Raw genomic sequence first — 24713 nt, 5'->3', positions numbered from 1 at the left:
TTACCGCCGCCGGTACAGTGCCCGCGCTCCGGTATCGCCTGCTTACTGCTGGGTATAGACCTCCGGCTTCAAAACACCGATATAGGGCACGTTGCGGTACTGCTGGGCATAGTCCAGGCCATAGCCCACCACGAACTCATCCGGCACCACGAAGCCGGCCAGATCCGCCGTAATGGCCTTGGCCCGCCGGGCCGGCTTATCCAGCAGTGTGACGATGGTGATGGACGCGGCGCCCTTGGTCATGAAGTACTCCTTCAAAAACGCCAGGGTGTTGCCGGAGTCCAGGATGTCCTCCACAATGATCAGGTGCCGGCCGGTAATATCCTGCTGAAGATCATGCGTGATCTGTACCCGGCCGGAGGACGTGGTGGCATTCTGGTAGGAGCTGACGGCAATGAACTCCACATCGCTCTTGACCTGGCAGGCCCGCACCAGATCTGCCATAAATACGAAGGAGCCCTTCAGCACGCTGAGGAACAGGGGTCTCTTGTCATGAAAGCGGTCATAGAGGATCTCTCCCATTTCCGCAATACGGGTGCGGAGCTGCTCCTCCGTGACCAGGACCTTCAAAATGTCCTTTTCCATCTCACTTCTCATACTTGTTCTCCTCTGTTTCTTTCATAAATGTTATAAATACCGTCTCATGGTCCTCTGACGGTGCAAATGCACAATCCACGCCCAGCCGGGCCACTGCCCCGGGCTGGTTCCCTACCCGCAGCACCGGCAGCGCGTCCCGCTCGAACGGCGGGATGCCCCGGTCCACGCAAAGGCGCTTAACGCTGCGGCTCCCCCGGCTTCCCGGCAGTGTCAGCCGGTCGGCTGAACGCCAGGCCGTCACACACAGCGGCTCTTCCGGCAGCGCCATCGGCCAGCCGGTTTTGCCCGGGCCGTTCCTGTTCAGGGACACGGTCCAATCTCCAAAGCGCACAGTCTGTCCCGGTGCAATGGAAACCGCCTCCGGTACAGGGCGCCGCCGCTCCAGATACAAGGCATACTTTCCCCGCCGGGCCGTGATGCCGTAGGGCAGCACCGCCTGGCCGCCCGGCCGCGGCGCCCGGGCCAGCGCTGTGACCGCGGCCCCGTGGGCGGCAGTCAGATCCTTCCGGTGTCCGGCAGCGCGCTCCAGCAGCAGCAGTGCCGCCCGCTCAGCCACGCCCGGCGGAGCCTGGGCCAGCACCGCGCAGGGAATCACCACGGTGCCCGGCTCCTCCTTGGCCTGAGCGGCCAGAGACCTGGCCATCTGCTCCAGGGCCTGTTCCTCCCGGGTCAATATCCCCGCGCAGCGGGTCATGTTCTCCACCGCCGCCGGATTGATCTGCCGCAGAAGCGGCATAACCTGGAGCCGCAGCAGATTCCGGGCGGCCGCCTCGGGGTCCGCGTTGGTCTCATCCTCCACATGGGGGATGTGATGGGCGGCGGCATAATCCGCCAGCTGCGCCCGGGAAATCTCCAAAAAAGGTCGTACAATTCCATCCCTCTGCCGGGGAATGCCGCAAAGGCCGCGAAGGCCCGTTCCCCGGATCAGGTTCAGCAGCATGGTTTCCGCGTTGTCGTCGGCATGGTGAGCCGTGAGGATGGCACTGCACCTCTCCCGGTCCCCGGTTTCCTTCAAAAATCCATACCGCAGGTTCCGGGCCGCCTCCTCCGTAGAAAGGCCCGCCCGGGCAGCCTCCGCCGCTGCATCTCCCCGGCCGGCTGTCAGCGGAATGCTCCACCGCCGGCATTGGTCGCGGACAAAGCGCTCATCCCGGTCCGCCGTGGGCCGCAGCCCATGATTAAAATGGGCTGCGCATACTTCAAATCCCGCCTTTCGGCCCCAATGGGCCATCCAGTGCAAAAGGCACATGGAGTCCAGTCCGCCGGAGACGGCGCACAGCACCCGCGCTCCGGGCCGGACCGCATCCAGCACCGTCCGGCAGGCCGCCGACAGCTCACTCGTCGTCCCCATAGCGGTTGTCCAGGGTGGCGAAGGTGGTGTACTCCGGCATCCACCGGAGCTCTACCTTGCCGGTCTCACCGTGGCGGTTCTTGGCCACGATGCACTCGGCGATGTTGTGCTTTTCCGAGTCCTCATTATAATAGTCGTCCCGGTACAAAAACAGAACGATGTCCGCATCCTGCTCGATGGCGCCGGATTCCCGCAGGTCCGAGAGCATGGGCCGCTTGTCGTCCCGCTTTTCGTTGGCACGGCTCAGCTGGCTCAGGCAGATGACGGGGATGTTCAGTTCCTTGGCCATGATCTTGAGCATACGGGACATATCGGACACCACCTGCTGACGGCTCTCGCCTCCGCCGCCCTTGCCGCCGGCAGAGGTCATCAATTGCAGGTAGTCGATGACCACCAGTCCCAGATTGTCCAAGCGGCGGCACTTGGCGTTCATGTCCGCCACGGACAGCATGGGGTTGTCGTCAATGCGGATATCCACCTTGTTGAGGATGGTGGCTGCACCCGCAATCTTCTCCCAGTCCGTCTCCCGCAGGGAACCGGTCTTGAGGCGATTGTTCTCCACGCAGGCTTCGGAACTCAAAAGCCGGGTGGCCAGCTGCTCCCGGGACATTTCCAGGGAGAACACGGCCACGGTCTTTTTCGTGCTCTTGGCCACGTTGAGGGCAATGTTCAGCGCGAAGGAGGTCTTGCCCATGCCGGGTCGGGCAGCCAGCAAAATGAGGTCCGACTTGTTCAGGCCGGTGATCTTGTGGTCCACGGCGGAAAGGCCGGTGGAAAGGCCCGGCAGGTGGTTTTCGCTCTCGCTCATCTCACTGAGACGGTCCAGCACGTCCGGCAGCACCTGCCGCAGAGGCACCATGTCCTGGGCGCTCTGGCCCCGGCGCACGGCGTACACCTTCTGCTCGGCAATTTCCAGGATATCCGCAGCCTCACCCACGCCCTCCTGGACCATGGCGGTGATCTCCGCCGCCGCCTGGGCAACGCCCCGCAGCAGCGCCTTGTCCCGGACGATGGCCGCATACTCCATGACGTTGGCACTGGTGGGGGTGATCTCCATCAGCTGGGCCAGGTACGACCGGGTGGTGTTTTCATCGTAGGTGCCGGCCTTCTGCATCTCCTCACAAACGGTGATGCCGTCAATGGGCCGGGCGTAGGTGAACATGGTGTAGATGGTCTCGAAGATCTCCCGGTTCTGCCGCAGATAAAAATCCCCGGGCCGGAGCTTGTCCATCACGTCCTTGACGCAGTCCGGGTCAATGAGCATGGAGCCCAGCACCGCCTGCTCTCCCTCCAGGGAGTGGGGCATCTGCCGCAGCAGCAAGTCCTCATTTGCCATGGTGTTCACCTCCTGGTTGCCTGCATACGGCGCACTCCGGCGCCGCTTTGGATGGTCTTACTTTTCCTCGTACACGGACACATACACGGTGCCCGTCACCTCAAAGCCAAGCTTGGCCTTGATCTGATAGCTGCCGAAGGCCTTGATGGGCTCCTCCAGCACCAGCTTCTGCTTGGGGATGTCCAGACCGAACTGGGCCTTGAGTCCCTCGCTGATCTCCTTGGTGGTGACGGCGCCGAACAGCCGTCCGCCGTTGCCGGCCTTGGCGGTGAGCTTTACCTGGCACTCCTTGAGCTTTTCGGCGGTGGCCTCGGCCTCAGCCTTCATGCGGGCCTCCTCAGCCTTGCGGGCCTTTTCCCGCAGATTCATGGTGTTGATGGCGTCCGCCGTTGCGGCAATGGCCAGCTTCCGGGGCAGAAGGAAGTTGCGGGCATAGCCCTCGGATACCTCCACCATCTGGCCCTTCTTGCCCTGACCCTTCACATCCTGCTGCAAAATGACTTTCATGGTTTGCTTCTCCTTATTCTATGGTTTGATTATTTTTCAAAGTAGTCGTCAATGGCCTGACACAGCCGCGTCCGCACTTCCTCCGGGTCGCCCTTTTCCACCCGGCCGCCGGCAGTGGTGGAATTGCCGCCGCCGCCCAGCGCCTCCAGGATCACCTGGACATTGATCTCGCCCAGAGATCGGGCGGACATAAGCACATCCTCGCCGTTGCGGTAAATGACAAACGACGCCTTGACCCCCTTGAGACCCAGCAGCTCATCGGACGCCTGGGCAGCCGCCACCCGGTCCACGCCCTCCTCCGGCACCACAGCGATGGCAATGGCGTCCCGATAGGTCTCCGCCCGGCGGATGATGTCGTAGCGGGTGACCATTTCGGTAAGGTCGCTCTGGAACAGCCGCTGGACGTCGGTGGTGTCTGCGCCGGCCCGGCGCAGAAACGCCGCCGCCTCGAAGGTGCGGCCGCCGGTGCGGAGGGTAAAGTGCTTCGTATCCAGCACGATGCCCGCCAGCAGAGCCTCCGCCTCCTCACGCAGAAGGTCGGACGGCTCTACCAGGTACTGCAAAAGCTCCGTCACCAGCTCCGAGGCGGAGGAGGCGTAGGGCTCGTGGAAGCTGAAGGCTGCGTTTTCGATGTATGTTGCGGCACGTCGGTGATGGTCGATAACCGCCACCCGGTTGCACGACTCCAGCAGCTGTTGGTTTTCCACCATGTCGGGTCGGTTGGTGTCCACCACGATCAAAAGTGCGCCGGGGCGCATCTTCAAAAACGCCTCGCTGCCGGAGATAAACACATTCTGATACTCCGGCAGAGCCAGCAGCTTGCGGAGCACCGGCTGGGCGGCGTTGTGGTCCAGATCGATGACAATCTGGGCCTTCTTGCCCCGGTTCCGGGCTGCGCAGAAAAGGCCCGCGGCGGCGCCCACGGCGTCCATATCCGCAAAGCTGTGGCCCATGATGTAGATCTCCGCGGCGTCCGCCACCAGTTCGCTGAAGGCGTTGGCCATGACCCGGGACTTGACCTTCGTGCGCTTTTCCGTGGTCTTGGCCCGACCGCCATAGAATGCAAAGTCCACCTTGCCCCGGACCACCGCCTGGTCGCCGCCCCGGCTGAGGGCCATCTCCACAGAGAGGTTGGCGTTTTTATAAAGCTCCGCCATGGTGTCGGCGTCCTTGCCCACGCCGATGGAGAGCGTAGGGTGCACGCCCTCGCCCACCTTGATGTCCCGGATGGCGTCCAGCACGGAAAACCGCTCTTCGGCAAAGTGGTCGAAGTGCTGCTCTTCAAAGATGAACAGATAGTGGTCCCGGGAGGTCTTGATCAGCGGCGCGCCGCTGCAGGCAGCCCAGGCACTGACCTTTTCGTCGATTTGTGCCAGGACGGCGCTGCGGGCGGTATCTGCGCAGGCCTTCATCAAATCCTCGTAGTTATCGATCAGAATCACAGCCACCACAGGGCGGGTGGCGGTATATTTCTCCCGCAGCTCATCGGCCTCGGTGGTATCCACCCAGTAGGTGGTGGCCACCAGGTTCTGCTCGCTGCCCCGGCCCTTGGCCCGCACCAGACTGCCGTACACCCGGAAGCGGCGGTTGTTCATAATGACCCGCTCCGGGCTCTCCTGCTTGCCCTCCAGCAGCCACTGGAAGGAAAACGCGGGCACCGCGTCCTCCACCTTCATCTCAAACAGGTGCTCCCGTACGCCGGCCAGCTGCAGAAAATTCTCATTGCTCCAGATGACCTCACCGGTGTCCGGCCGGAATACCATAATGGGCAGCGGTGAATTGATGAGCGTGGATTTGCTGGCAGTATCCACACTGCCGGTCAGGTTGTCGATATACTGCAGCACACCCTGGCGCCGTTTCTGGTTGGACTTGGTAAAATACACATACAGCGCCAGCGTCACGCAGCCCTCCGCCAGTGCCAGCAGAGGGCTGGCCATGGCCGTGGCCGCGCAGAAAAGCACCATGCACAGAAAATAGAGCTGCAAATTGGGCTCCAGCAGTCGGGAGAGTTTTTTATTGTTCATTCCAAAGTCTCCTTTGTGCACATACTCATAGATTCTAATTAGTATAGCAGTTTTCCCCGCAAGGTGCAATAGCAAACTCCCCCAGCCGCGGACAGTGCCGGACAGTCCGCTTCCTTTGCCGGAACGGGAAAGCGGAGGGCACCCGCCCTCCGCTCATACCGTCTCCGCATTCAAAATGGGGCTTGCCGGGTAGTAGCACTCCCGCTCCGGCAGCTTGTGCTCCAAAACCGCCCGGAACAGCACATTGAGCGCCTGATAGCTCTGGTAGGTCAGGTTCTGGTCAATGCTGAAATCCACCTGGCCCGTCTGCAAAAAGGCCCGGATCTCCGGTCCGCCGTCATGGGCCAGCACCCGGATCTGCCCCTCCTTCCCCGCCCGGCGGATGGCTACCACACAGGCGGGCACACTGAGGTTGGCCATGTAGACCAGCCGCAGCGCCGGCTCCTCCTCCAGCGCCCGGGACACCGCCGCAATCGTCAGGTCGTAATCGTTGCGGGTCACGGCCAGGCGGAAGGTGTCCTCAGGGAATCCCAGTTCCCCCAGCCGCTCCATGAATCCGCCCACCCGGGCCTTGTGGCTGCCGTACTCCGGGCCGGCATAGACCAGCAGCATCCGGTCCCCCGGCCGGCAGAACTTGCCGGCGATCTCTCCGGCGATCCGACCGGCCCGGTGGGCGTCCTCCCCCACATAGCACAGCCGCCGGGCGCCTGTCAGATCGGAATTGAAGGTCACCACCGGGATGCCCCGGCTGTGCAGTGTCTCCAGCCGCTCCCGGATCGCCGGGTCGTCGGAGGCGCACAGAGCCACGCCGTCCGCCCCCTCCTGGATCAGCCGGTCCAGCAGGGCCAGACACGCCCGGGTATCCCCCTGGGGATACTCCTCCACACAGACGCTGAGGTTGTAATCCCGGCGCTCCTCCCGGAAGCGGAGCACGCCCATGGAGATCTCCCGCCCTACGTACCCCTCCCACCGGGGCTGCACCATGGTAAAACGGCGGGCCGTGCCGCTGGTGGCCAGGGCCGAAGCCATGTGGTTGGGCCGGTAGTCCAGCTCCTCCATAACCTCCAGCACCCGCTGGCGCACCTCCGCTTTCACATAGGGCCGGTCGTGGAGCACGCGGTCCACGGTGCCGATGGACACGCCGGCCCGTTCCGCGATCATCTTGATGGTTGCGCGCATAGGAACTCCTCCATTCTGTTAACGTTCACATAATAACATATTCCCCGGGGGTGTCAATCCCCATTTTTTGTTTCGCCTTCTTCACGCCGGGTCAAAAGAAAAATGTATACAAGTGGGGATTTGTGTGCTATACTATATTGACAATTGCGTTGAGGAGCACCTGCTTCTCCGCTCTTTTCTTGTATTTTACCGGTGCGGACTGCGCTTTCCGTTTCGGTCAAATAATAAAAAAGGCTTTTCCATAGGCAGCATCGGACGACACCATCCTCCCGCCGGCGAAACGGGGCCGGACGGGATGCGGACGTCTTGATTTTGTGCGCCCTTTTTCGGGGTGCAGTGTCTGATTGCCGTCCTGCGCCGCCGGGAAACGCCTTGCTGTACCTATATTTTTGAATAAGCAAGGAGTATCGAGAATTTTATGGCAGAAAAACTGAAAATCATTCCTTTGGGCGGTCTCAACGAAATCGGAAAGAACATGACCGCCTATGAGTACGGCGGAGAGATCATTGTGGTAGACTGCGGCATGGCCTTCCCCGGGGACGACATGTACGGCATCGACCTGATTATTCCCGACGTAAGCTACCTCATCAAGAACCGCTCCCGGATTCGGGGATTGTTCATCACCCATGGCCACGAGGATCACGTAGGCGCCATTCCCTATGTGCTCAAGCAGATCAACATGCCCATTTACTGCACCCGCTTCACCGCCGGCCTTATCAAGCTCAAGCTGGAGGAGCACGGCCTGGTCAAGAGCACCAAGCTCATCACCGTGGAACCGGGCAAAACCGTCCGGGCCGGCAAGTTCAATGTGGAGTTCATCCATGTCAACCACTCCATCGCCGACTCCGTGGCCTTTGCCATCCACACCCACATGGGCACCGTCGTCCACACCGGCGACTTCAAGATCGACTCCACCCCCATTGATGGGGAGGTCATTGACCTGGCCCGCCTGGGTGAACTGGGCAAGGAAGGCGTGCTGGCGCTGTGCGCCGACTCCACCAACGTGGAGCGGCCCGGCTTCACTCCCTCGGAAAAGACCGTGGGCGCCACGTTCATGCGGCAGTTCCAAAACTGCGACGACCGCATCATCGTCACCACCTTCGCCTCCAACGTCCACCGGGTCCAGCAGGTGCTGGACGCTGCCGCCGCATTCGGACGGAAGGTGGCCGTCACCGGCCGGTCCATGGAGAACATGATGAAGGTCTCCACAGAGCTGGGCTATATGAAGGTGCCCAAGAACACCCTGGTGGACATCAACAAGATCAAGGGCCTGCCCAAAAACAAGCAGGTCATCGTCACCACCGGCTCCCAGGGTGAGGAGATGAGCGCACTCTACCGTATGGCATTTTCCACCCACAAGCAGGTGGAGATCGGCGCGGGGGACAAGGTCATCATCTCCGCCTCCGCCGTCCCCGGCAACGAGGTCACCATCAGCCGGGTCATCAATGAGCTGTTCCGCAAGGGCGTGAAGGTGGTCTACAACCGCTCGGACATGCTGCACGTGTCCGGCCACGCCTGTCAGGAGGAGCTCAAGATCATCCACGCCCTCACCAAGCCCCGGTTCTTCATTCCCCTTCACGGCGAGCAGCGCATGCTGCAGATCCACAGCCAGCTGGCCCAGGCCATGGGCATGGACCGCAACCACATCGCCATCGCGGACAATGGCTCCGTCATCGAGCTGACCGCCAAGACCCTCAAGCTCAGCGGCTCCGTGCCGGCCGGCGAGGTGTACGTGGACGGCTCCGGCGTGGGCGACGTGGGCGCCGTGGTCATGCGGGACCGCAAACGTCTGGCCGAAGACGGCATGGTGGTGGTGGTCCTTCCCATCTCCGCCCACAACGGCGCACTGCTCAGCGAGCCGGAGATCATCACCCGGGGCTTCATCTATGTCAAGGAGTCCGGCGATCTCATGAAGGAGCTCCAGGGTGTGGCTCTGGATGCCGCCGAGTCCGTCTCCCACAAGCGCAGCCGGGACGACGGCGAGCTGCGGGGTGCGGTGAAGTCCGCCGTCAGCAGCTACCTCTTCAAAACCACCAAGCGCAGCCCCATGGTCATTCCCGTTGTGACCCGGCTGTAATAAAACACCACCGTTGGGCGGCCAGGCCGCCCGGCGGTGGTGTTTTTGCATATTCCGGATGGAACGGATGCAAACAAAGCGCCCCGCCTTATTGGCGAGGCGCTTTTGTCTGATTACCTTGCCTCTTTCACGGCATGTCTCACTGCGCCATATGGCGATAGAGGAACGTGACCACCTGCGCACGGGTGCAGGTTGCATTGGGCTCAAAGGTGGTGGCGGTGGTGCCGCCGGTGATGCCCTCAGCCACGGCCCAGTTCACCGCATCGGCATAATAGGCGTCTGCGGGCACGTCGGCAAAGGCGTTTCCGCCCGCAACGGCCTGGGCGCCGTCGGCGCGGTACAGGAACGTGACGATCTGGGCGCGGGTGCAGGTGGCGTTGGGCGCGAAGGTGGTGGCGGTGGTGCCACCGGTGATGCCGTTTTCATAGGCCCACAGAATGGCCTTGTAGTTATAGGCATCAGCGGAGACATCCGTGAAGGGATTCACCGTGGAGGCAGGCTCCGGCTCGCCGTTGGCACGCCACAGGAACGTGACCACCTGGCCGCGGGTGCAGCCGCTGTTGGGAGCAAAGGTGGTGGCGGTGGTGCCGCTGGTGATGCCCTGGGCCACGGCCCACTTCACCGCGTCGGCATAGTAGGCGTCTGCGGGCACATCGGTGAACGCCAGCGCCTCCTCGGCAAAGACGGCCTTCACCGTCACGGCGGAGGCGGGCATGGTGAAGGTGTACTTGCCGTCGCCCTTGCTCTTGCAGTCGATCTTGTCGCCATCGCGGTCGGTGATGGTGAGGGTATCCAGCACATAGCCCTCGTCCGGCTTGACCGTCACGGTGACGAGATCGCCCCGGGAAGCTCTGGAGGGAGACACGGAAACGGAGCCGTTGTCCGCAGCCTTCACCTCCACGGAGTAGCTGCTGGCGCCGCTGCTGCCGCCACCGCTGGATCTCTTGTAGGGAGTGATGACGCCGGTCAGCAGGTTATAGTTGTCGGTATCGTCAGGAGTAAACGTCCAGCCGTAGGCCGTATTGGACTCCACGATGGTGGCGTCACCGTCGTCCCAGGCAATGGTGCCGCCGGGGGTGATGGTGCCCACGCCCAGCGCGGCGTCCGCCAGGGTCTTGCCGGACTCCTTGATGGCGGTGTAGGAAGGTGCACCGGTGGGATCAGCCTTGCCGATGGTCACCAGCACGGTGGTTTCCACCTGGGCATAGACTGCCGTATCAGCGGGGGTAAATACCACCGTCTTGGGGCCGCTGTCGGCCACGGCGGTCAGGTTCTGTCCCTCCTTAAAGGACCAGGTGCCCTCCACGGTCTGGCCGTCATACGCGGCGGTGCCGCGGATAGCGGTATCGGCAATGGGCTGCCCGTCGTACACGACGGAGATATCCTCCACATCCAGCACGGGCACGAACTCATAGACCACGTTGACCACCACATCGGCGGTGGAGTCCTCGTAGTTGCCGGAGGTGAGGAAAATGGGAGCAGAGGCGCTCTTGCCCACGGCGTCCTCTGTCAGGCCGTCACGCAGAGAGAAGGTGACCTGGCCGTCGGCGTCTACGGCGAAGGCATCGCCCAGCAAACCGTAAGCGTCCTCGGTGCTGCCCAGGCTGTACGCACGGGCGCCGGCGTTGTCGGGCAGCAGGCGGGACACATCCCGGCTGTGCTGAGCCACATCGGCATAGCGCACGTATACGTTCTGGGTAGGCAGTACCCGGGCAGGTGCCTTTTCGATGACGCCGTCAGTGAGGGTGATGGCGGGATTGGTCAGGGTGTAGTTGGCAGCCAGGGCGGTATTCTTCAGGGAAACCGCCACCTGCACGGTCTTGCCGGTGCCGGCGTTGGGGTCGTCGAAGCTGGCCGTAACCGCGTAGTCCACGCCCTGGATCAGGGCGTCGCCATTCACCAGGCCGTCCAGCGTGACGGTTGCCTGGGCGGCAGTGGTGCCGTCAAAGGTCTTGGTGAGGGCGGCAGCCTGGGCGGTAACCGCCTTGGGCGCCACAGTCAGGGTATAGTCCACAGAGGTGGCGGCAAACGCGCCGGGCACGGCCGCGGCGGTGGCGGTGATGGTGGTCTCGCCGGCGCCGGTGATGGTCACCTGACCCTGGCCGTCCACCGTAGCAACGGCTTCGTTGCTGCTGGTGTAGGTGATGGTGCCGCCGCCGACAGAGTGGTTGACGGCCGCATCGGTAATGGGACTGTCGCCGTAGGTGGCAGACTTGTCGGTGCCGTCCGTGAAAGCGATCTCCTGGAGGGGAAGGTCGATGACCTGCACCTGGAAGGAGGCGCTGGCCGGGTTGGTGTTGGCGTCGCCGGCATAGGAGACGGTGACGGTGGCATCGCCGGCAGACTTGCCGGTGAGCACGGCCTCACCCTCGGTGCCCTCCACGCCGAGCGCCCCGGTATTGCTGTTCTCATAGGTCACAGGCAGCAGGGCCTCGGAGGAGGGGAGCTTGGCCGTGACGACCACGCGCTCCTGGTTGCCCACGATGATCGTAGTGGTATCCTGGGGCACCGTCAGCACCGGCGTGGCTTTCTGGATGGTGAAGGTTTGGCTCTGGGTGCCCAGGTTGTCCTCGTCCTCATACTTGGCGGTGACAGTATAGGTGCCCGCATCGGTAACGGTGGAATCCAGCGTCACCGTCTGCTCGGCGCCGCCGTCCTTGCGCAGGGTGTAGGTAAAGGACGCGCCGGGCTGGCTGCTCAGAGAGGCAGCGCTCACAAACTGGCTCAGGGGCATGGCCGCGCCGGTGTAGGTGGCGTCCGTGGATGTCTGGGGGAAGGTGATCTGCCCGGAGACATCGTTCTTGCCCACATACTGCCACAGGGCGGTGACGGTGGTATCCTGGGTGGGGATGAACTCATAGTCCGCCGCCACAGATTTGCCGCCCACGCTGAAGCCGGTGAGCTGGTAGTCGGGACGGGCGAAGGTGTAATCCGCCAGCTTCACATGGGCGGGATAGGCCTGGGCCACCGCCTTGGTGGGCTGACCGTCCACCGTGCCGCCGTCGGCATTGATGGTGGTGGTGTAAGTCTTGGGATAGAGGGTCAGCTCCGTGGGGGTGGTGCGGGGATTGTTGCTGATAAAATACTTCCAGTCCGCCTGGATGTGCTGGGAGATCTCCATACCCTGCTCCGGCGTGCTTTGAGTGATGCCTCTGACGGCCCGGGCGTCTCCCCCGGCCTTGACGGTCATGTTCACCGTGCTGCCGGTCTGGATGCCGTAGGAAGTGCCGGAATAGTCATAGCCGACTACCAGCCCCGCACAGCTGATGGCGGGAGCGCTGGACGGATTGATGACAGAGCCGTTCGCATCCAGCAGGACATAGATGCCGTGGATGGCGGCGTTGGTCTTGTACCCCTCGCTGGGGCCGATGACCTGGACCTGGCCGGTATACATCCCGTCATCATCGCCTCTGCCGTCATAGCAGACGGTGCCGTCCGGAGAGGTCCAGCTCTTGGGCGGCGTCATGAGAATCACACTGCCGGCGGAGAAGATTCCGGCGCCGGTGGGACCGGCCTGGATGATGGCATCACCGTTGAGGGGCACAATACTCACCATGGCGCCCGAGCCGCTTGCATAGATGCCGCAGGCGTCCTGCTGAGCGGTGACGTTCATGGTGCCGTTCTCCACATACACGTAGACGGCACCGTTGGTCACGGAAATGGCGTGACTTCTGCCGATACCGGCAACATCCACATCACCGTAGCTGTAAATGTCCAGGTCACCGGTGACAGTGATGGGGCCGCCCTGATAGCCATTAAGCACCAGATCGCGTTCCTGCGCATGGTACTGCCAGCCATCGCCGTACAAGTCTTCTTCGCCATTGTACAGATTGATACCCACGTCAGCTGCGCCTGCCGTCATGGGCAGTGCCAGCGAAACCAGGAGCACCAATACAAGGTTCAGCGCCAGAAGCCGCAGCTTTGGTGTTGTTCGTTGCTTCATTTCAAATCTTCCTCCTTGCAGTTTGATAAATTGATATCTCTCTCGCACAGGGCGAGCAATATCCAGAAAAGAAGAATCACGCCGCTGGTGCTGACCGTAAAGCAAATCTGCACCAGATAGGCCGCCACACTGGGCAGGATAATTCCCGCCGCCCGGGGCCGTCGCCGGATCACGCTCCGCAGCCAGCAGACAAGGCCCGCAACGTAAAAGGCCATGGCAGGCAGGCCCAGGTTGACGGCAATATCCAGGAACTGGTTGTGGGCGGAGTCCACCACCGCCTCAATGACGGTCCCTGTCTCCTGGGAGTACCGGGTGAAGGTGAAGCCCATCCGGGCCACCAGAGTATCCGGCCCGCCGCCAAGCAGAGGCGACTGGCCGATGAGCCGCAGCACCTCCCGCCAGATCCGCACCCGGCCGGAGCCGAAAGACGGGTCCACCGTGCCGTGGAGAAGCTGGTGCACCTGGCCCAGTGTGCCGGAGGAAAACGGCAGTACATATGCCGCTCCCACTCCGGCCGCCGTCAGGACCGCTACGGCAAGCCACAGCCGCCGGGGCGCCTTCTCCGAGCCGGGACGGCAGAGCCTGTCCGACTGCGCCGCCCGCCATCCCAAGAGCAGGGCTGCCGCACCCACAGCCGCCAAAACGGCCTCTACCGTGCCCGGCCGCAGGCCAAGGGCAGTCTCCCGGTCGGCGTACAGCGTGCCGCCTGCCGCCAGGGAAAGCACCAGCACCCCCGCCGCCGTGCAGAAACGGGGCAGAATCCGTTCCATACGGCAGTACCAGGGCAGCGTTAAAACCAGGGCGGCCGCCAGACCCACGTAGGCCGCATCCACGTCCGCCAGGGCCAGCAAAAATCCGCCCGCCGCCAGCGGAGCCAGCACCCACGGCCGGCCGCCCGTCAGATACGCTCCGTAAAAGAGGGGGACCGTCAGGCACAAAAAACCTCCCAGCACATCCACATTGCCCAGCGTACCCAGGAACTGCCCGTTGTAGAGCACAAAGGCATCATGGAAATTGACCCCCTCCGGAAAAAGGCCCAGGGGATTGGCCCCTGCATACTGCAAAAGGCCCACGCCGGCGTTGAAAAACAAAACCGCCCCCAGCAAAATCAGCAGCCGGTCGTCCCAGCGGCCATAGGCGGAAACCGCCCAGTAGACCGCCACGCACACCAGAATAAACGCCAGTCCCTCGTACCGGCTCAGGCCCAGCCACACGCCCTCATATTCGGAGCAGGCCGCCGACAGCGCCGCCCAGGCCGCATAGAGCAAAAAAAAGATCCGTCCCGGCCGCACCTGCGTCAGGGGCCCCAGCAGCTCCCGCAGCCGTCCGCCCCCGGTGAGGGCCACCTCCGCCGCCGTGATGGCCAAGGCCGCCAGATAGAAAAGGGAGGCGCCGGTGCAGAACAAAAAGGCGCTGCGTCCCGCGACGGTATAGCCGCGCAGGCCGGGCAGCACCACTCCGGCGGTCGCCATGACCGCCGTGTAAAGCAGCGTAATCCGCTCCAGCGCAGAGGCGGGGGCGCTTTTCTTTTTCCGGGTCTTTTCCACGCCCTTACCTCCCGTCTGCCGTGGTATCCGCGTCAAAACAGCGTTTTTTCGTTTTCAGAAAACAGCTTGTCGTTGATTTCGTTGAGCTCCGTTCCATGGAGCAGTCCGTGGATGACGATGGCATCCCGTTTGCTCTTCGGATACAGCTGGGCATAGGACGCCTGCTTCAAAAGCGTCTGCGTCTCCTCCAGCGTGGCGCCCAGGCCGATGCAAAGGCACAGCAGCCGGTCCCGGGAGGGGTTGCGCCGTCCGGAGAACACCTGGTGCAGATACACCTCGCTCATACTGGCCCGGCGGGCAAGCTCCGCCTTGCTGAGGGATTTTTGATCGTACAAGGCCGCCAGCAGCTCCGCCACGGTCTTGTCCGTAAACGCTGCCGCATTGTCCTTGATGTAAGTATCGATGCTGTCCTGTTCCATCAGTTCCCGGCGCAGATCGCCGGTGTTCTTCTCCTCCACGGGTACTCCCCCTTTACTTCCCGGATAAAATTGGTTATATTAAATTTATAACGCTTTTCACAACGTTACAATATGCGCTCTGCATAGGATTGGTGATTTTGTCAATGGCTTCGTTTTACAGTTGGCTTTCGGATGCCCTCCGGGCAGACTATACGCAATTGCGTCTCATCAAGCAAAGCGCCCGGGGCAGCGTCCGCCTCATCCGCCACAACGCCACAGGGCAGCGGTTCATTCTGCGGCAGTTTACGGGGAATCCGGAGGTATACCGCAAGCTTCTGGACTATACCTGTCCCAACCTGCCCGCCGTCTATGAGGTGGCGGAGGAGAATGGGGAAAATCTGGTGCTGGAGGAATTGATTGAGGGAGACACCCTGGGATTTTTGCTTCAGGGCGCGCTCTTTTCTCCCGAGGAGACCCGCCGGATCGTCCGCCAGGTGTGCCGGGCGCTGTGGGTGCTCCACTCCATCGGCGCCGTCCACCGGGACGTGAAGCCGGAGAACATCATCCTGCGGGGGGCGGAGGCCGTGCTCATTGACTTTGACGCCGCCCGGCTCCACAAGCCAGAGCACGAAAACGACACCCAGATTCTGGGTACCAACGGCTTTGCCGCCCCGGAGCAGTATGGCCTGTCCCAGTCCGACATCCGCACGGACATCTACGCCGTGGGCATTCTCATCAATGTAATGCTCACCGGCGAGCACCCCTCCAAAAAGCTGGCAGAGGGGAAAATGGGCCGCATCGTGGACCGGTGCACCCATGTCAATCCCCAGCGGCGCTATAAAAACGTGCTGCGGCTGATGGAGGCGCTGTGAAGTGGATCTTGGTACATTTCCTTGTCCCTATTGCGGCGCCCCGCTGCCGGAGGGGGCCTCTTTCTGCCCCCGCTGCGCCCGGTCCGTCCGCGCCCGGCAGACAGTCCGGGTCCCCTCGGTGCTGTGGCGGATCACGCTGCGTCATGCCGCCGCGCTGGTGCTGGCCATTGCCGTGATTGCGGCTCTCTATGCCTGCTGCACGCCCAATACATACGACGGTGCCGGTCAGGTGACCTATACCGACGCCGACGGCACCTATCAGCTGCTTCTGTCCGGCATCAACGACCGTTTTGCGCCCCAGGAGGAGCTCTCTCTGGAAGCGGAGCCAAGCCAGGAATACCGGACCCCCTGCCGCCTGTTCATCAACCATGTGGACTCCGGCGCCAACGCCCGCCAGATCTTCATGCAGAAAGTAGACGCCATCTCCGCCCAGCTCATCCAGCCGGAGGACTCCCCCTGGCCCATGGTGTGTACCCAGCCGGAGTACCGGGACTTTTCCCCGGAAGCCGCTGCGGTGGTCCTGGTGAACTACACGGGCAGCAGTTCCCCTGCGGAGCTGGTCTGGACGCTGAATATGCACAACGGGGACACCATCCGTCTGCACCAGAAGATCACCCCCGTGCCCATTGAGACTTATGACTTCTACCCGGAGGACCATCCCATGTCCACGGCGGAGGAGCTTCAATCCCTCATCGACCAGGTGACAGGCCAGATCCCCCTGCCCGCGGTGGTGAACCTGCACCTGCCGGCAGTGACCTATACCGGCAGCGTCACCATCTCCGGCCGCCCCGTGAACCTCTACGGCTCCCAGGACGCCGACGGCCGCCGCACCACCTTCACCGACACGGTGCGCCTGAGCGCCCAGGACGGCCCCATCTCCTATTTCTACGACATTGATTTTGTGGGAAACAAGTCTGCCATCGGCGTGTCCGCCTCTGCCCGGTTCTGGGCGGAAAACTGCTCCTTCACCGGCTGGAAGACCGGTGTGCTGGGCTACGGAGACGTGTGGGTCAACGTGATCGGCTGCCGGTTCGTGGACAATACCACCGGCTTCCACTTCAACAGCACCGGCCAGTACGTCACCCACACCATGTTTAACGACAACGTCTTCCTCCGCAACGGCACCGCCGTGCTGCTGGAAAACGTGCCCTCCGACGAATGCCTGAACTTCCAGGGCTCCCGCTTCACCGGCAACGGCACGGACATCGACAACCGCTGCGATCACCCCCTGGACATCACCCAGGCCATCTTTGAGTGACTTTTACGAAAGGACCGATCTACATTGAACCGCACCTGTCCCCACTGCGGCGCGCCCCTGCCGGACAGCGCCGCCTTCTGCCCCCATTGTGCCCGGGATCTCCACGGCCGCAAACGCCCCCACATCCCCACGCCCATGCGCAGGCGCTTCCTGCTGGGTCTGCTGTGCGCAGCGGTGCTGGCCGCCGCAGGCATCGGGATTTTCTATGCCCGCCGCCCCTATGTGCCCCAGGTATACGACAGCGGCTCCGCCGGCGAGGTGCACTACACCCTGGACGGCATCGCCTATCAGCTGACGGTGGCCTGGCCGGGCAACCGCTGCGCCCCTGCGCCGGATATCCATCAGTCCGGCCGGGAGAGCGACGTGAACCGCTGGCCGTCCAGGCTTTATGTCAACTACAAGGACTCCGGCACCGACGGCTGGGACGAATTTTCCCAGCAGGTAGCCTCCGTGCACATGGAGGTGGAGCAGGACCCCCAGGGTACCTCCGATCTCACTGCGGAAGCGCCCGTGAACCGGGACCCGTACTCCCCGGACGCGGCCATGGTATCCGTGCTGGAGTTTTCCGGCGGCTGCGGCGAGCCCCAGGTGGTGTGGGTGATCACCATGGACAACGGAGACATCATCCGCCTGCGCCAGACCATGCACGTCACCTTGATCCACACCCATGTCTATGACTACCACGACTACCCCATGGAGACCATGGACCAGCTCAAGGCGCTGCTGGACCAGATCCAGGCGGAGACGAACCGGCTGGACGAGGTGATCGTGTATCTGCCGCCGGTGACCTATACCGGCCAGCTGGAGCTGACGGGCCGGTCCTACGAGTTCCACGGCTGTACCGACGGCAGCGGCCGCACCGTGTTTACGGACACGGTGCAGGTGGCCACAGCGGACAGCTATTGGATCAACTACTTCTGCGACATCGACTTTGTGGGCAGCGGAAACGGCGTGGGATTGTCCATGTCGGACAACTGCCGGGCGGAGCGGTGCAGCTTTACCGGCTGGCGTACCGCCATGCTGGGCTACGGCACGGCCTGGGTGAGTCTGGGGGAGTGCGACCTGCGGGACAACACCATCGGTTTCCACTTCAACAGCACCGGCCAGAGCGCCAACCACTACCTCTTCAACGACAATGTGTTTGCGGACAACTCCACCGCCATGCTGCTGGAAAACGTACCCACGGACCAGACCATCGAGCTTGACGGCTGCCGCTTTACCGGCAACGGCACGGACATCGACAACCGCTGCAATCACCCCCTGGACCTCTCCCAGGCCGTCTTTGAATGAAAAAAGCACCCGGAAACAGTTCCGGGTGCTTTTTTATTGGGTTTTCTCCCCGGCAAAGGCCAGGGCGCATCGGAGGACAAACTCGCCGAAGTGCTCCCCCTCCCGGGGCAGGTACTTTTGTCCGGCAAAGCCCGCCAGCAGCGCCGCCTCCGGCGCCGCGGCGGCGTCCGCCTCCAGCAGCATGGGTACGTCCATGGTGGTGTCCCCCGCTGCAAAGACCGCCGCCGGTCCCAAGCGGCGCCGCAGCCGCTCCAGGGCATGCCCCTTGCTGATGGGCGGGGGGAAGCAATAGACCTTCCGGCCGGAGACGGCCACCTCCAGCTCCGTGCGCCCCATAAGGGCCGCCGCCAGAGCGTGGGCGTCCGCGGCATCGTCGCAGGCGGCGAAAACATAGAGGTCGTCCACCATGCGGCCCCGATGGGGCACTATCTGCGCTTGAAACAGCGCCTCCGTCCGCTCCAGCTCCCCCCGCCAGGGGGCTACCTCCGCCAGGGACTCCGCCTGCCACGCCTCGTCGATCTCGCCGTTTTCCAGCAGCAGCCCGCCGTTGGTGGTCACGGCCCACCGGGGCACGCAGCCCGCCGGGAACCGGATGCGCCGGTACTGCGCCACGGACCGGCTGGTGACGGGCACAAAGTCCATGCAGGCGTTGACCTCCCGCAGCCGGGCAATGGTCAGCGGGGTAAAATACCCCTGTTCCTTTCCCTCCAGCATCTCCACGCACACGTCCCCCGGACGGCTGTGCCGCCGGGAAAACAGCAGCGTATTGTCCAGATCGCTGGCAAAGAGCAACTTTTTCATCTCAGCTGTCCGCCATGGAGCGGATAAGTCCGCAGGCCCGGTAATTGACCAGAGGATACTCCACCAGCTCCACCCCTTTCTCCGATGCCAGCTGGTAGAGGTGGCCCAGGTGGGCCTCGTCGTCCAGGCTGTGCACCAGCACCTTCCAGGGCACGCGCCTGAGCAGCACCCGGGTGGCCTCTCCGATGCCCGGCTTCACCAGGTTCCGGTCGGCGATGGAGAAGGTGCGGCAGATCTCCGCCACCTCCTGGGCGGCGGTCTTGTCCGGCGCGGGCCGCTCCGGCAGCGGCTCCGCCCCATCCAGCCACTGCTCCACCGCGCCGATGAACTGATACGTCACGTCCCGGTCCAGCAGGTTTTCATAAAAGGCCGCCCCGTGGAAGTCATGGGGACCGATGATGTCCTCCCGGTAAAAGGTGCGGCTGAGCAGGCCGGACACCGTGGCGTTGAGGCAGGAGCTGGCAATGAGGAAATCGTCGTGGGTGCCGCATTTTTCCGCGATGCGGGCCGGGTCGGACAGCACTGCGAGTCCCGCGCTGACCCCCGGATAGTCCTCCATGGCCAGCACCAGCTGGTCCCGGATGGCCCCCTTGCCGGTCCACCCATCCACGAACTGGATGTCCTGGGGCCGGTGGCGCGCCAGGATATAGTCCATGGCGTTGCGGTCGATGCCAAGGCCCCGGATGATGGAGAGGGCGTAGTGGGCCACCTGGACGCCGTGGCGCCGGGCGATCTCATGCTGGATGAGGATGCCGATGGGCGTGCCCGCCCGGGCCAGGGACACCAGCACCGCCCGCTCTCCCTTCTCCTGCCAGATCTGCTCCGCCACAGACGCCACCGCCCGGGCTGTCAGGGGCGCGTAGCGGGCCAGGGCGTCCTCATAGGCGGCAAAATACGCCGGTGTGGGCTCATATTCGATGGGCAGCATCCGGGAGTAGTGCTCCCCACTCTGGATGCGCCGCTCCCGCTCCCGGGTGTCCAGCGGCTCCACCAGACCGGTGATGTCCTTGAGCAGCAGCGTCACGTCCTCGGGCTTATAGGTACCAAACATCGCTTCCCCTCCGCACATAGTAGATTTTCTCCGTCCCGTACGCCGTCAGCGCCCCTGTCAGGGCCGCCAGGGCGGCCGTATCCTGCCGGGGCGTGTCCGACACCACCACCGCCGCATCGTAATGGTCCAGATCGTAGAGGTAGGTGGTCCGCGCGGGATCATAGAAGCTGGGGAGCTTCACCCCGCAGCGGATGGGATAGCCGGGAGCATCACAGATGCCGATGGGGCTGCGGGTGGTGGCATGGCAGCGGACCTCCAGGCCCCGCCGCTCCAGCTCCGACCCCAGCACCAGAGCCGGGTACATGCACTCCTCCGTGCCCAGCACCAGCACACGCCCGTCCGCCGGGAGGTCCAGGTCCTCCGCCGCCATTTGGGCCGCCCGGCCGCACTGACGGACATAGGTCCCCATCTCCACGCCCCGCCGGGGGTCGCCTGTCTCCAGGCCGGGCAGCGTGCGGTGACGGAAGGTCACGTCCGCCGGCATTGCCGGCCGGGCCTCCTCCACGGCGATATCCGCCACTGCCGCCGTGTAGTCCTGCTGGGAGAGCTTCACCAGATACTCGCAGCAGATGCCCGCCTGGCGCAAAAGCGCCTCATCCTCTGGGGAAACCCGGTTGAGGATGGACGCCGCTACCAGCGTCTTCCCTCCCAGAGCGGGATACCGCTCCCGAAGCTGGGCGATCATATTGCGCAGGGTCTTGCCTGTGGAAATCTCATCGTCCACGAAAAGAACCGTGTCCGTCCGGGCAAGGTATGCCTCCAGACCGTCGGCACAGAGGGTCTGCTCCACTGCGTGGCTGTGCTCCTCACAAAAGGAGATCCAGTGCTCCCCCGGGGAAAAGGGCTCCCGGGTGGTGTGCAGGTAGACGCACGCCTCCCCCAGGCACCGGGCCACGGCCGCACCGATAGCCGTGGCGGTCTCCGCAAATCCCACCACCAGCGACGCGCCGGGATAGTGCCCCGCCAGCTGACGCCCCAGGGCCTCCATCATGTCCAGCGCCGCCGCGGGGCTCACGGGCAGGTGCTTTGCCTGCAGGGGGTTGACCAGCAGGTAGGCGCGCTTGGCGTTGCGGTACCGCTTGGCCACCCGCAGCGTATTTTCTTGAGTGTAAATCGGCATTGCCTCGCTCCTTTGTATCCAGGCGGCCCTCAGTACGCCGTCCGCTTTTTTCCGGCGGCGAAGCCGAACACGGTCCCGCACACGCCGCCGACGATATGCATGAGATTGGCCACGCTGTCCCGGACAAACAGCATGGAATAGACCTCCTGGCCCAGGTACAAAACCCCCACCAGAATCAGCGTCAGGGGAATCTTCCCCTCCTTCATGCCCGCAAGAGAGGAGAGCATGATGAGCATGAACACGATGCCGCTGGCTCCCAGCAGGGCGCTTCCGGGAAAGAGGACAAACTGCAAAAGGCCGGACACCAGTGCCGTCAGGGTGATGGCCTCCAGCAGCATCCGGCTGCCGTACTTTTCCTCAATGGGCGGGCCCACCACCAGCAAAAGCAGCATGTTTCCCAGAAAGTGCTCCGCCCCTGCATGGCCCAGTACGTGCCCAAAAAAGCGGACATAGGTCAAGGGGCTGGTCAGCGGCGAGCGGTACACGGAAAACAACGCCGCCGTGGTGACCCCGCCGGTCATGTACCCCAGGGCCAGGGACGCCAGGGAGAGAAAGAAAAAGCTCAGGATCACGGGAGAATTGTACTGTAATTTTTTCATCTGCACCAACTCCCTCGGTTAGTGGAAGGGTTCCCCAAAACGGTGTTTTGGGGAACCCCTTTCTTATTTCCCGTCTCCGGTTTTGCCGCTTCCGGTCAGTGCCTTCCGCAGCATGTCCACGGGAATCATGGTTACCGCCAGAACGGCTACCACAACCCAGCCTGTCAGTCCAAAGGGCACGCAGCTGAACATACTGCTGATCCACCCGAACACGCTGATGGGAATCAGACTGGCGTTGACAATGAAGGCCTGCACCAGCACGATGGTGACAAAGACCTTCATAAAGCCGGTGTTCTCATTCAGTCCCTTGAAAATGGCAAAGCCGTCGTCGCGGACGTTGAAGCCGTTGAACAGGGCACTCCAGATAAAGAGCACAAAGTACGCCGTGAGCTTTTGCTCGGTGTTGGCGAAGAACTGGTCGAAAAACGGGGCTTTCAGGAAGAAGAAGCTCACCGCCGTCAGCCACAGTCCCATAATGACGATCTGCTGCATCATGGGGCGGCTGACAATGCTCTCGTCCCGGCGCCGGGGCTTTTCCGTCATGTACCGCTCCTGGGCGGGCTCGTTGCCCAGCATGATGGCGCCAAGGCCATCCATCACCAGGTTGACGAACAGCAGATGGGTGACCTTCAACGGCTCCTCCACGCCGAAAAACGGCGCGATGGCGCTGACCACCACAGCAGCCACGTTGATGACCAGCTGGAACTTGCAGAACTTCAAAATGTTGTGGTAGATGGTACGGCCGTACCAGATGGCGTCCTTGATGGACTTGAAGTTGTCGTCCAGAATGACGATCTTACCGGCCTCCTTGGCGGCCTCGGTGCCGCTGCCCATGGCGAAGCCCACGTCGGCCCGCTTCAGAGCGGGGGAGTCGTTGACGCCGTCGCCGGTCATGCCCACCACCAGGTTCATCTCCTGGCAAAGCCGTACCATGCGGGACTTGTCCGTGGGCAGGGCCCGGGCGATGACCCGGATGCGGGGGATGATGCTCTTGACCTCCTCGTCGCTCAGCTCACCCAGCTGGGCGGAGGTCAGTGCCACCTCGTCCTCGGTTTTCAAAAGGCCCGCGTCCTTGGCGATGGCCACAGCGGTCTCCAGCCGGTCGCCGGTAATCATGACCACCTGGATGCCCGCGTGCTGCACGGCGGCAATGGCCTCCCGGGCCTCGGGGCGCACGTCGTCCCGAATGCCCACAAATCCGATGATGACCGTGTCGGGGTTGATGGCGTTTTCCGTCATGGGGCTGGGGGAATAGCCAAACGCCAGCACCCGCATGGACCGGCTGGCCAGCTCGTCGATCTTGGCGTTGAGCACGTCGGGATTGATCGCCCGCTCTTCGCCGCTCATGCTCAGGTATTTGCCGCTCACCGCCAGCAGCCGCTCCGGGGCACCCTTGTAGAACGTCCGGCCCAGCTCACCCAGATACGCCTGGCTGAACTTGTTGGCGGAGTTGAACGCCTGGGCATTGGTGACCGTGTAACTGCCTTCCAGCTGGTGGAACACCTGGGGACCCAGGAACTTCATGAGGGCCTGGTCCGTGGCATTGCCGCCGATGACCCGTTCTTCCGCGTCAAACATGGACTGGGTATTCTTGCCGATGGCAAGGTCCACCAGGCCCTTGATCTTCCCGTGCTGGGAAAGCTCGCTCAGGGGGATGGTAATGCCGTCGGCGGTGAAGAACTCCACCACCTCCAGATGGCCCTTGGTGATGGTGCCGGTCTTATCGCTGAAGAGGATATTCAAAGAGCCCGCCGTCTCGATGCCCTCGGCTTTGCGCACCAGCACGTTGTGGTCCAGCATCTTGCTGGTGTTCTGCATGAGCACCAGGGAGATCATCAGGGGCAGTCCCTCAGGCACGGCGCACACGATGATGACCACCGCCAGGGACACCGCCTCCACCACGTCCTTGACCACCTGGGTCAGTCCGGCGGAGAAATAGGGGCCGAAGCCGCCGGCAGAGAGAATGAAGTAGCCCATGTACAGCACTGCAATGACCACGGCGCCGATGTAGCCGAACTTGGAGATCATGCCCGCCAGCTTGGCAAGCTTCACCTTCAGGGGGGAGTCGGGCTCGTCGTCCTGCATCTCCTGGGCCATTTTTCCCATCATGGTGGAAAGACCCACCTTCTGCACATCCAGCACGCCCTCGCCGTCAAAGAGCACTGCGCCCCGGAACAAGGAGTGCTTGTCCACAAAGGTATCGCCGGTGATCTCGTCGGCCAGGCGCACCTCGCCCTCCGCCGCGGTCTTTTTGCACTCCTCCGCCTCGCCGTTGAGAGCAGAGTTGTCCACCTTCAGGTTGCCGTGGACCAGAATACCGTCGGCAGGGATCTTGTCGCCCGCCTGGAGCAGCACCTTGTCCCCCACCACTACGTCGTCCACGTCGATGACGGTGATGACGCCGTTGCGGTAGACCTTGCACTGGTCCTTTTTCGTACTGTCCTTGAGCTGGCGGTACTTCGTGTCGCTGGCCACGCCGGTCTTGGCGGACACGAACGCCACAATCAAAACGGCCACAATGGTGCCCACCGGCTCATAGATGTCCGCATAGCCGAACAGGCACATGACGATCATCAGTGCCGCGATGGCCAGCAAAATGCGGATCATGGGGTCGCCGAACGTCTCTTTGAACTCCGCCCAGAATGTGGTGGGCTCGGAGTCAGGAATAAGGTTGCTGCCGTATTTTGCCCGGGACTCGGCAACTTCTTTGTCACTCAGACCATGAAAATGCATTGATTTGTTTCTCCTTCAGTAATCGGGAAA

Annotated in this window: 18 protein-coding genes; 4 read left to right on the top strand and 14 right to left on the bottom strand. The window is 62.9% G+C overall.

Annotated elements, in window-relative coordinates:
* Positions 1-42 precede the first annotated feature (42 nt).
* The 6 genes from hpt to QZS13_RS00430 form a co-directional block, all read right to left on the bottom strand.
* The gene (gene hpt / locus QZS13_RS00455; RefSeq protein WP_295584137.1) at positions 43-597 is read right to left on the bottom strand and encodes a hypoxanthine phosphoribosyltransferase; all 555 of its coding nucleotides are present in this window, start codon (positions 595-597) and stop codon (positions 43-45) included.
* Positions 587-1948: a tRNA lysidine(34) synthetase TilS gene (tilS, locus tag QZS13_RS00450; protein WP_295584135.1), complete on the bottom strand. Its 1362-nt coding sequence runs from the start codon at positions 1946-1948 to the stop codon at positions 587-589. Before tilS ends, hpt begins: the two co-directional genes overlap by 11 nt.
* Positions 1932-3284, bottom strand: a complete 1353-nt coding sequence (dnaB, locus tag QZS13_RS00445; protein ID WP_295584133.1) for a replicative DNA helicase — start codon at positions 3282-3284, stop codon at positions 1932-1934. Before dnaB ends, tilS begins: the two co-directional genes overlap by 17 nt.
* Positions 3285-3341: 57 nt before the next feature.
* Positions 3342-3791, bottom strand: coding sequence for a 50S ribosomal protein L9 (gene rplI / locus QZS13_RS00440; RefSeq protein ID WP_295584131.1), 450 nt, complete (start codon positions 3789-3791; stop codon positions 3342-3344).
* A 29-nt stretch (positions 3792-3820) separates the two neighbouring features.
* Entirely contained in the window at positions 3821-5815 is a 1995-nt protein-coding gene (locus tag QZS13_RS00435; protein ID WP_295584129.1) for a DHH family phosphoesterase, read from the bottom strand.
* Positions 5816-5968: 153 nt separating this feature from the next.
* Positions 5969-6994, bottom strand: a complete 1026-nt coding sequence (locus tag QZS13_RS00430; protein WP_295584128.1) for a LacI family DNA-binding transcriptional regulator — start codon at positions 6992-6994, stop codon at positions 5969-5971.
* 418 nt (positions 6995-7412) lie between these two features.
* Here QZS13_RS00430 and QZS13_RS00425 point away from each other — a divergent pair, with 418 nt between their 5' ends.
* A complete protein-coding gene (locus QZS13_RS00425; RefSeq protein WP_295584125.1) occupies positions 7413-9071 on the top strand; it encodes a ribonuclease J in 1659 nt (552 codons plus the stop codon).
* A gap of 139 nt (positions 9072-9210) precedes the next feature.
* Here QZS13_RS00425 and QZS13_RS00420 read toward each other — a convergent pair whose 3' ends face one another.
* Genes QZS13_RS00420 through QZS13_RS00410 form a run of 3 tightly spaced genes read right to left on the bottom strand, consistent with a single transcriptional unit; the run spans position 9211 to position 15019 of the window.
* Positions 9211-13014 carry an S-layer homology domain-containing protein gene (locus QZS13_RS00420; RefSeq protein WP_295584123.1) on the bottom strand — a complete coding sequence of 1268 codons (3804 nt, stop codon included), beginning with the start codon at positions 13012-13014 and terminating at the stop codon, positions 9211-9213.
* Positions 13011-14561: an O-antigen ligase gene (locus tag QZS13_RS00415; protein WP_295584121.1), complete on the bottom strand. Its 1551-nt coding sequence runs from the start codon at positions 14559-14561 to the stop codon at positions 13011-13013. Before QZS13_RS00415 ends, QZS13_RS00420 begins: the two co-directional genes overlap by 4 nt.
* 32 nt (positions 14562-14593) lie before the next feature.
* On the bottom strand, positions 14594-15019 hold the full coding sequence (locus tag QZS13_RS00410; protein ID WP_295584119.1) for a helix-turn-helix domain-containing protein: 426 nt from the start codon (positions 15017-15019) through the stop codon (positions 14594-14596).
* A gap of 104 nt (positions 15020-15123) precedes the next feature.
* Between QZS13_RS00410 and QZS13_RS00405 the strand changes: the two genes are divergently transcribed.
* From QZS13_RS00405 to QZS13_RS00395, 3 genes are read left to right on the top strand one after another with little or no spacing between them, the layout of a single operon-like run.
* The gene (locus QZS13_RS00405; RefSeq protein ID WP_295584117.1) at positions 15124-15831 is read left to right on the top strand and encodes a serine/threonine-protein kinase; all 708 of its coding nucleotides are present in this window, start codon (positions 15124-15126) and stop codon (positions 15829-15831) included.
* Between the two features lies 1 nt (position 15832).
* Complete coding sequence (locus QZS13_RS00400) at positions 15833-17089, top strand: zinc ribbon domain-containing protein (RefSeq protein WP_295584115.1); 1257 nt, start codon at positions 15833-15835, stop codon at positions 17087-17089.
* A 24-nt stretch (positions 17090-17113) separates the two neighbouring features.
* Positions 17114-18379 (top strand): zinc ribbon domain-containing protein, encoded by a 1266-nt coding sequence (locus tag QZS13_RS00395; protein ID WP_295584113.1) that lies wholly within the window; start codon positions 17114-17116, stop codon positions 18377-18379.
* Between the two features lie 33 nt (positions 18380-18412).
* Here QZS13_RS00395 and QZS13_RS00390 read toward each other — a convergent pair whose 3' ends face one another.
* The 5 genes from QZS13_RS00390 to QZS13_RS00370 all read right to left on the bottom strand — a co-directional run bounded on the left by QZS13_RS00390 (position 18413) and on the right by QZS13_RS00370 (position 24683).
* Positions 18413-19180, bottom strand: coding sequence for a haloacid dehalogenase (locus tag QZS13_RS00390; RefSeq protein ID WP_295584111.1), 768 nt, complete (start codon positions 19178-19180; stop codon positions 18413-18415).
* Between the two features lies 1 nt (position 19181).
* Entirely contained in the window at positions 19182-20231 is a 1050-nt protein-coding gene (locus QZS13_RS00385; RefSeq protein ID WP_295584109.1) for a cysteine protease StiP family protein, read from the bottom strand.
* Positions 20215-21351, bottom strand: a complete 1137-nt coding sequence (locus QZS13_RS00380) for a phosphoribosyltransferase domain-containing protein (RefSeq protein ID WP_295584107.1) — start codon at positions 21349-21351, stop codon at positions 20215-20217. The genes QZS13_RS00385 and QZS13_RS00380 overlap by 17 nt, the downstream gene beginning before the upstream one ends.
* Positions 21352-21380: 29 nt before the next feature.
* The gene (locus tag QZS13_RS00375) at positions 21381-21950 is read right to left on the bottom strand and encodes a rhomboid family intramembrane serine protease (RefSeq protein ID WP_295584105.1); all 570 of its coding nucleotides are present in this window, start codon (positions 21948-21950) and stop codon (positions 21381-21383) included.
* A gap of 63 nt (positions 21951-22013) precedes the next feature.
* Entirely contained in the window at positions 22014-24683 is a 2670-nt protein-coding gene (locus QZS13_RS00370) for a calcium-translocating P-type ATPase, PMCA-type (RefSeq protein WP_295584101.1), read from the bottom strand.
* Positions 24684-24713: the final 30 nt, after the last annotated feature.

Source organism: uncultured Oscillibacter sp., from assembly GCF_900546705.1.
Classification (GTDB): Bacteria; Bacillota; Clostridia; order Oscillospirales; family Oscillospiraceae; genus Oscillibacter.
The sequence above is the reverse complement of the archived record's forward strand: the minus strand, read 5'-3'. Positions and strand labels throughout refer to the sequence as shown.

Excerpts from the sequence above, each read along its gene's own strand:
- hpt (WP_295584137.1), bottom strand. The coding sequence starts at position 597 with ATGAGAAGTGAGATGGAAAAGGACATTTTGAAGGTCCTGGTCACGGAG.
- tilS (WP_295584135.1), bottom strand. The coding sequence starts at position 1,948 with ATGGGGACGACGAGTGAGCTGTCGGCGGCCTGCCGGACGGTGCTGGAT.
- dnaB (WP_295584133.1), bottom strand. The coding sequence starts at position 3,284 with ATGGCAAATGAGGACTTGCTGCTGCGGCAGATGCCCCACTCCCTGGAG.
- rplI (WP_295584131.1), bottom strand. The coding sequence starts at position 3,791 with ATGAAAGTCATTTTGCAGCAGGATGTGAAGGGTCAGGGCAAGAAGGGC.
- QZS13_RS00435 (WP_295584129.1), bottom strand. The coding sequence starts at position 5,815 with ATGAACAATAAAAAACTCTCCCGACTGCTGGAGCCCAATTTGCAGCTC.
- QZS13_RS00430 (WP_295584128.1), bottom strand. The coding sequence starts at position 6,994 with ATGCGCGCAACCATCAAGATGATCGCGGAACGGGCCGGCGTGTCCATC.
- QZS13_RS00425 (WP_295584125.1), top strand. The coding sequence starts at position 7,413 with ATGGCAGAAAAACTGAAAATCATTCCTTTGGGCGGTCTCAACGAAATC.
- QZS13_RS00420 (WP_295584123.1), bottom strand. The coding sequence starts at position 13,014 with ATGAAGCAACGAACAACACCAAAGCTGCGGCTTCTGGCGCTGAACCTT.
- QZS13_RS00405 (WP_295584117.1), top strand. The coding sequence starts at position 15,124 with ATGGCTTCGTTTTACAGTTGGCTTTCGGATGCCCTCCGGGCAGACTAT.
- QZS13_RS00390 (WP_295584111.1), bottom strand. The coding sequence starts at position 19,180 with ATGAAAAAGTTGCTCTTTGCCAGCGATCTGGACAATACGCTGCTGTTT.
- QZS13_RS00385 (WP_295584109.1), bottom strand. The coding sequence starts at position 20,231 with ATGTTTGGTACCTATAAGCCCGAGGACGTGACGCTGCTGCTCAAGGAC.
- QZS13_RS00380 (WP_295584107.1), bottom strand. The coding sequence starts at position 21,351 with ATGCCGATTTACACTCAAGAAAATACGCTGCGGGTGGCCAAGCGGTAC.
- QZS13_RS00375 (WP_295584105.1), bottom strand. The coding sequence starts at position 21,950 with ATGAAAAAATTACAGTACAATTCTCCCGTGATCCTGAGCTTTTTCTTT.
- QZS13_RS00370 (WP_295584101.1), bottom strand. The coding sequence starts at position 24,683 with ATGCATTTTCATGGTCTGAGTGACAAAGAAGTTGCCGAGTCCCGGGCA.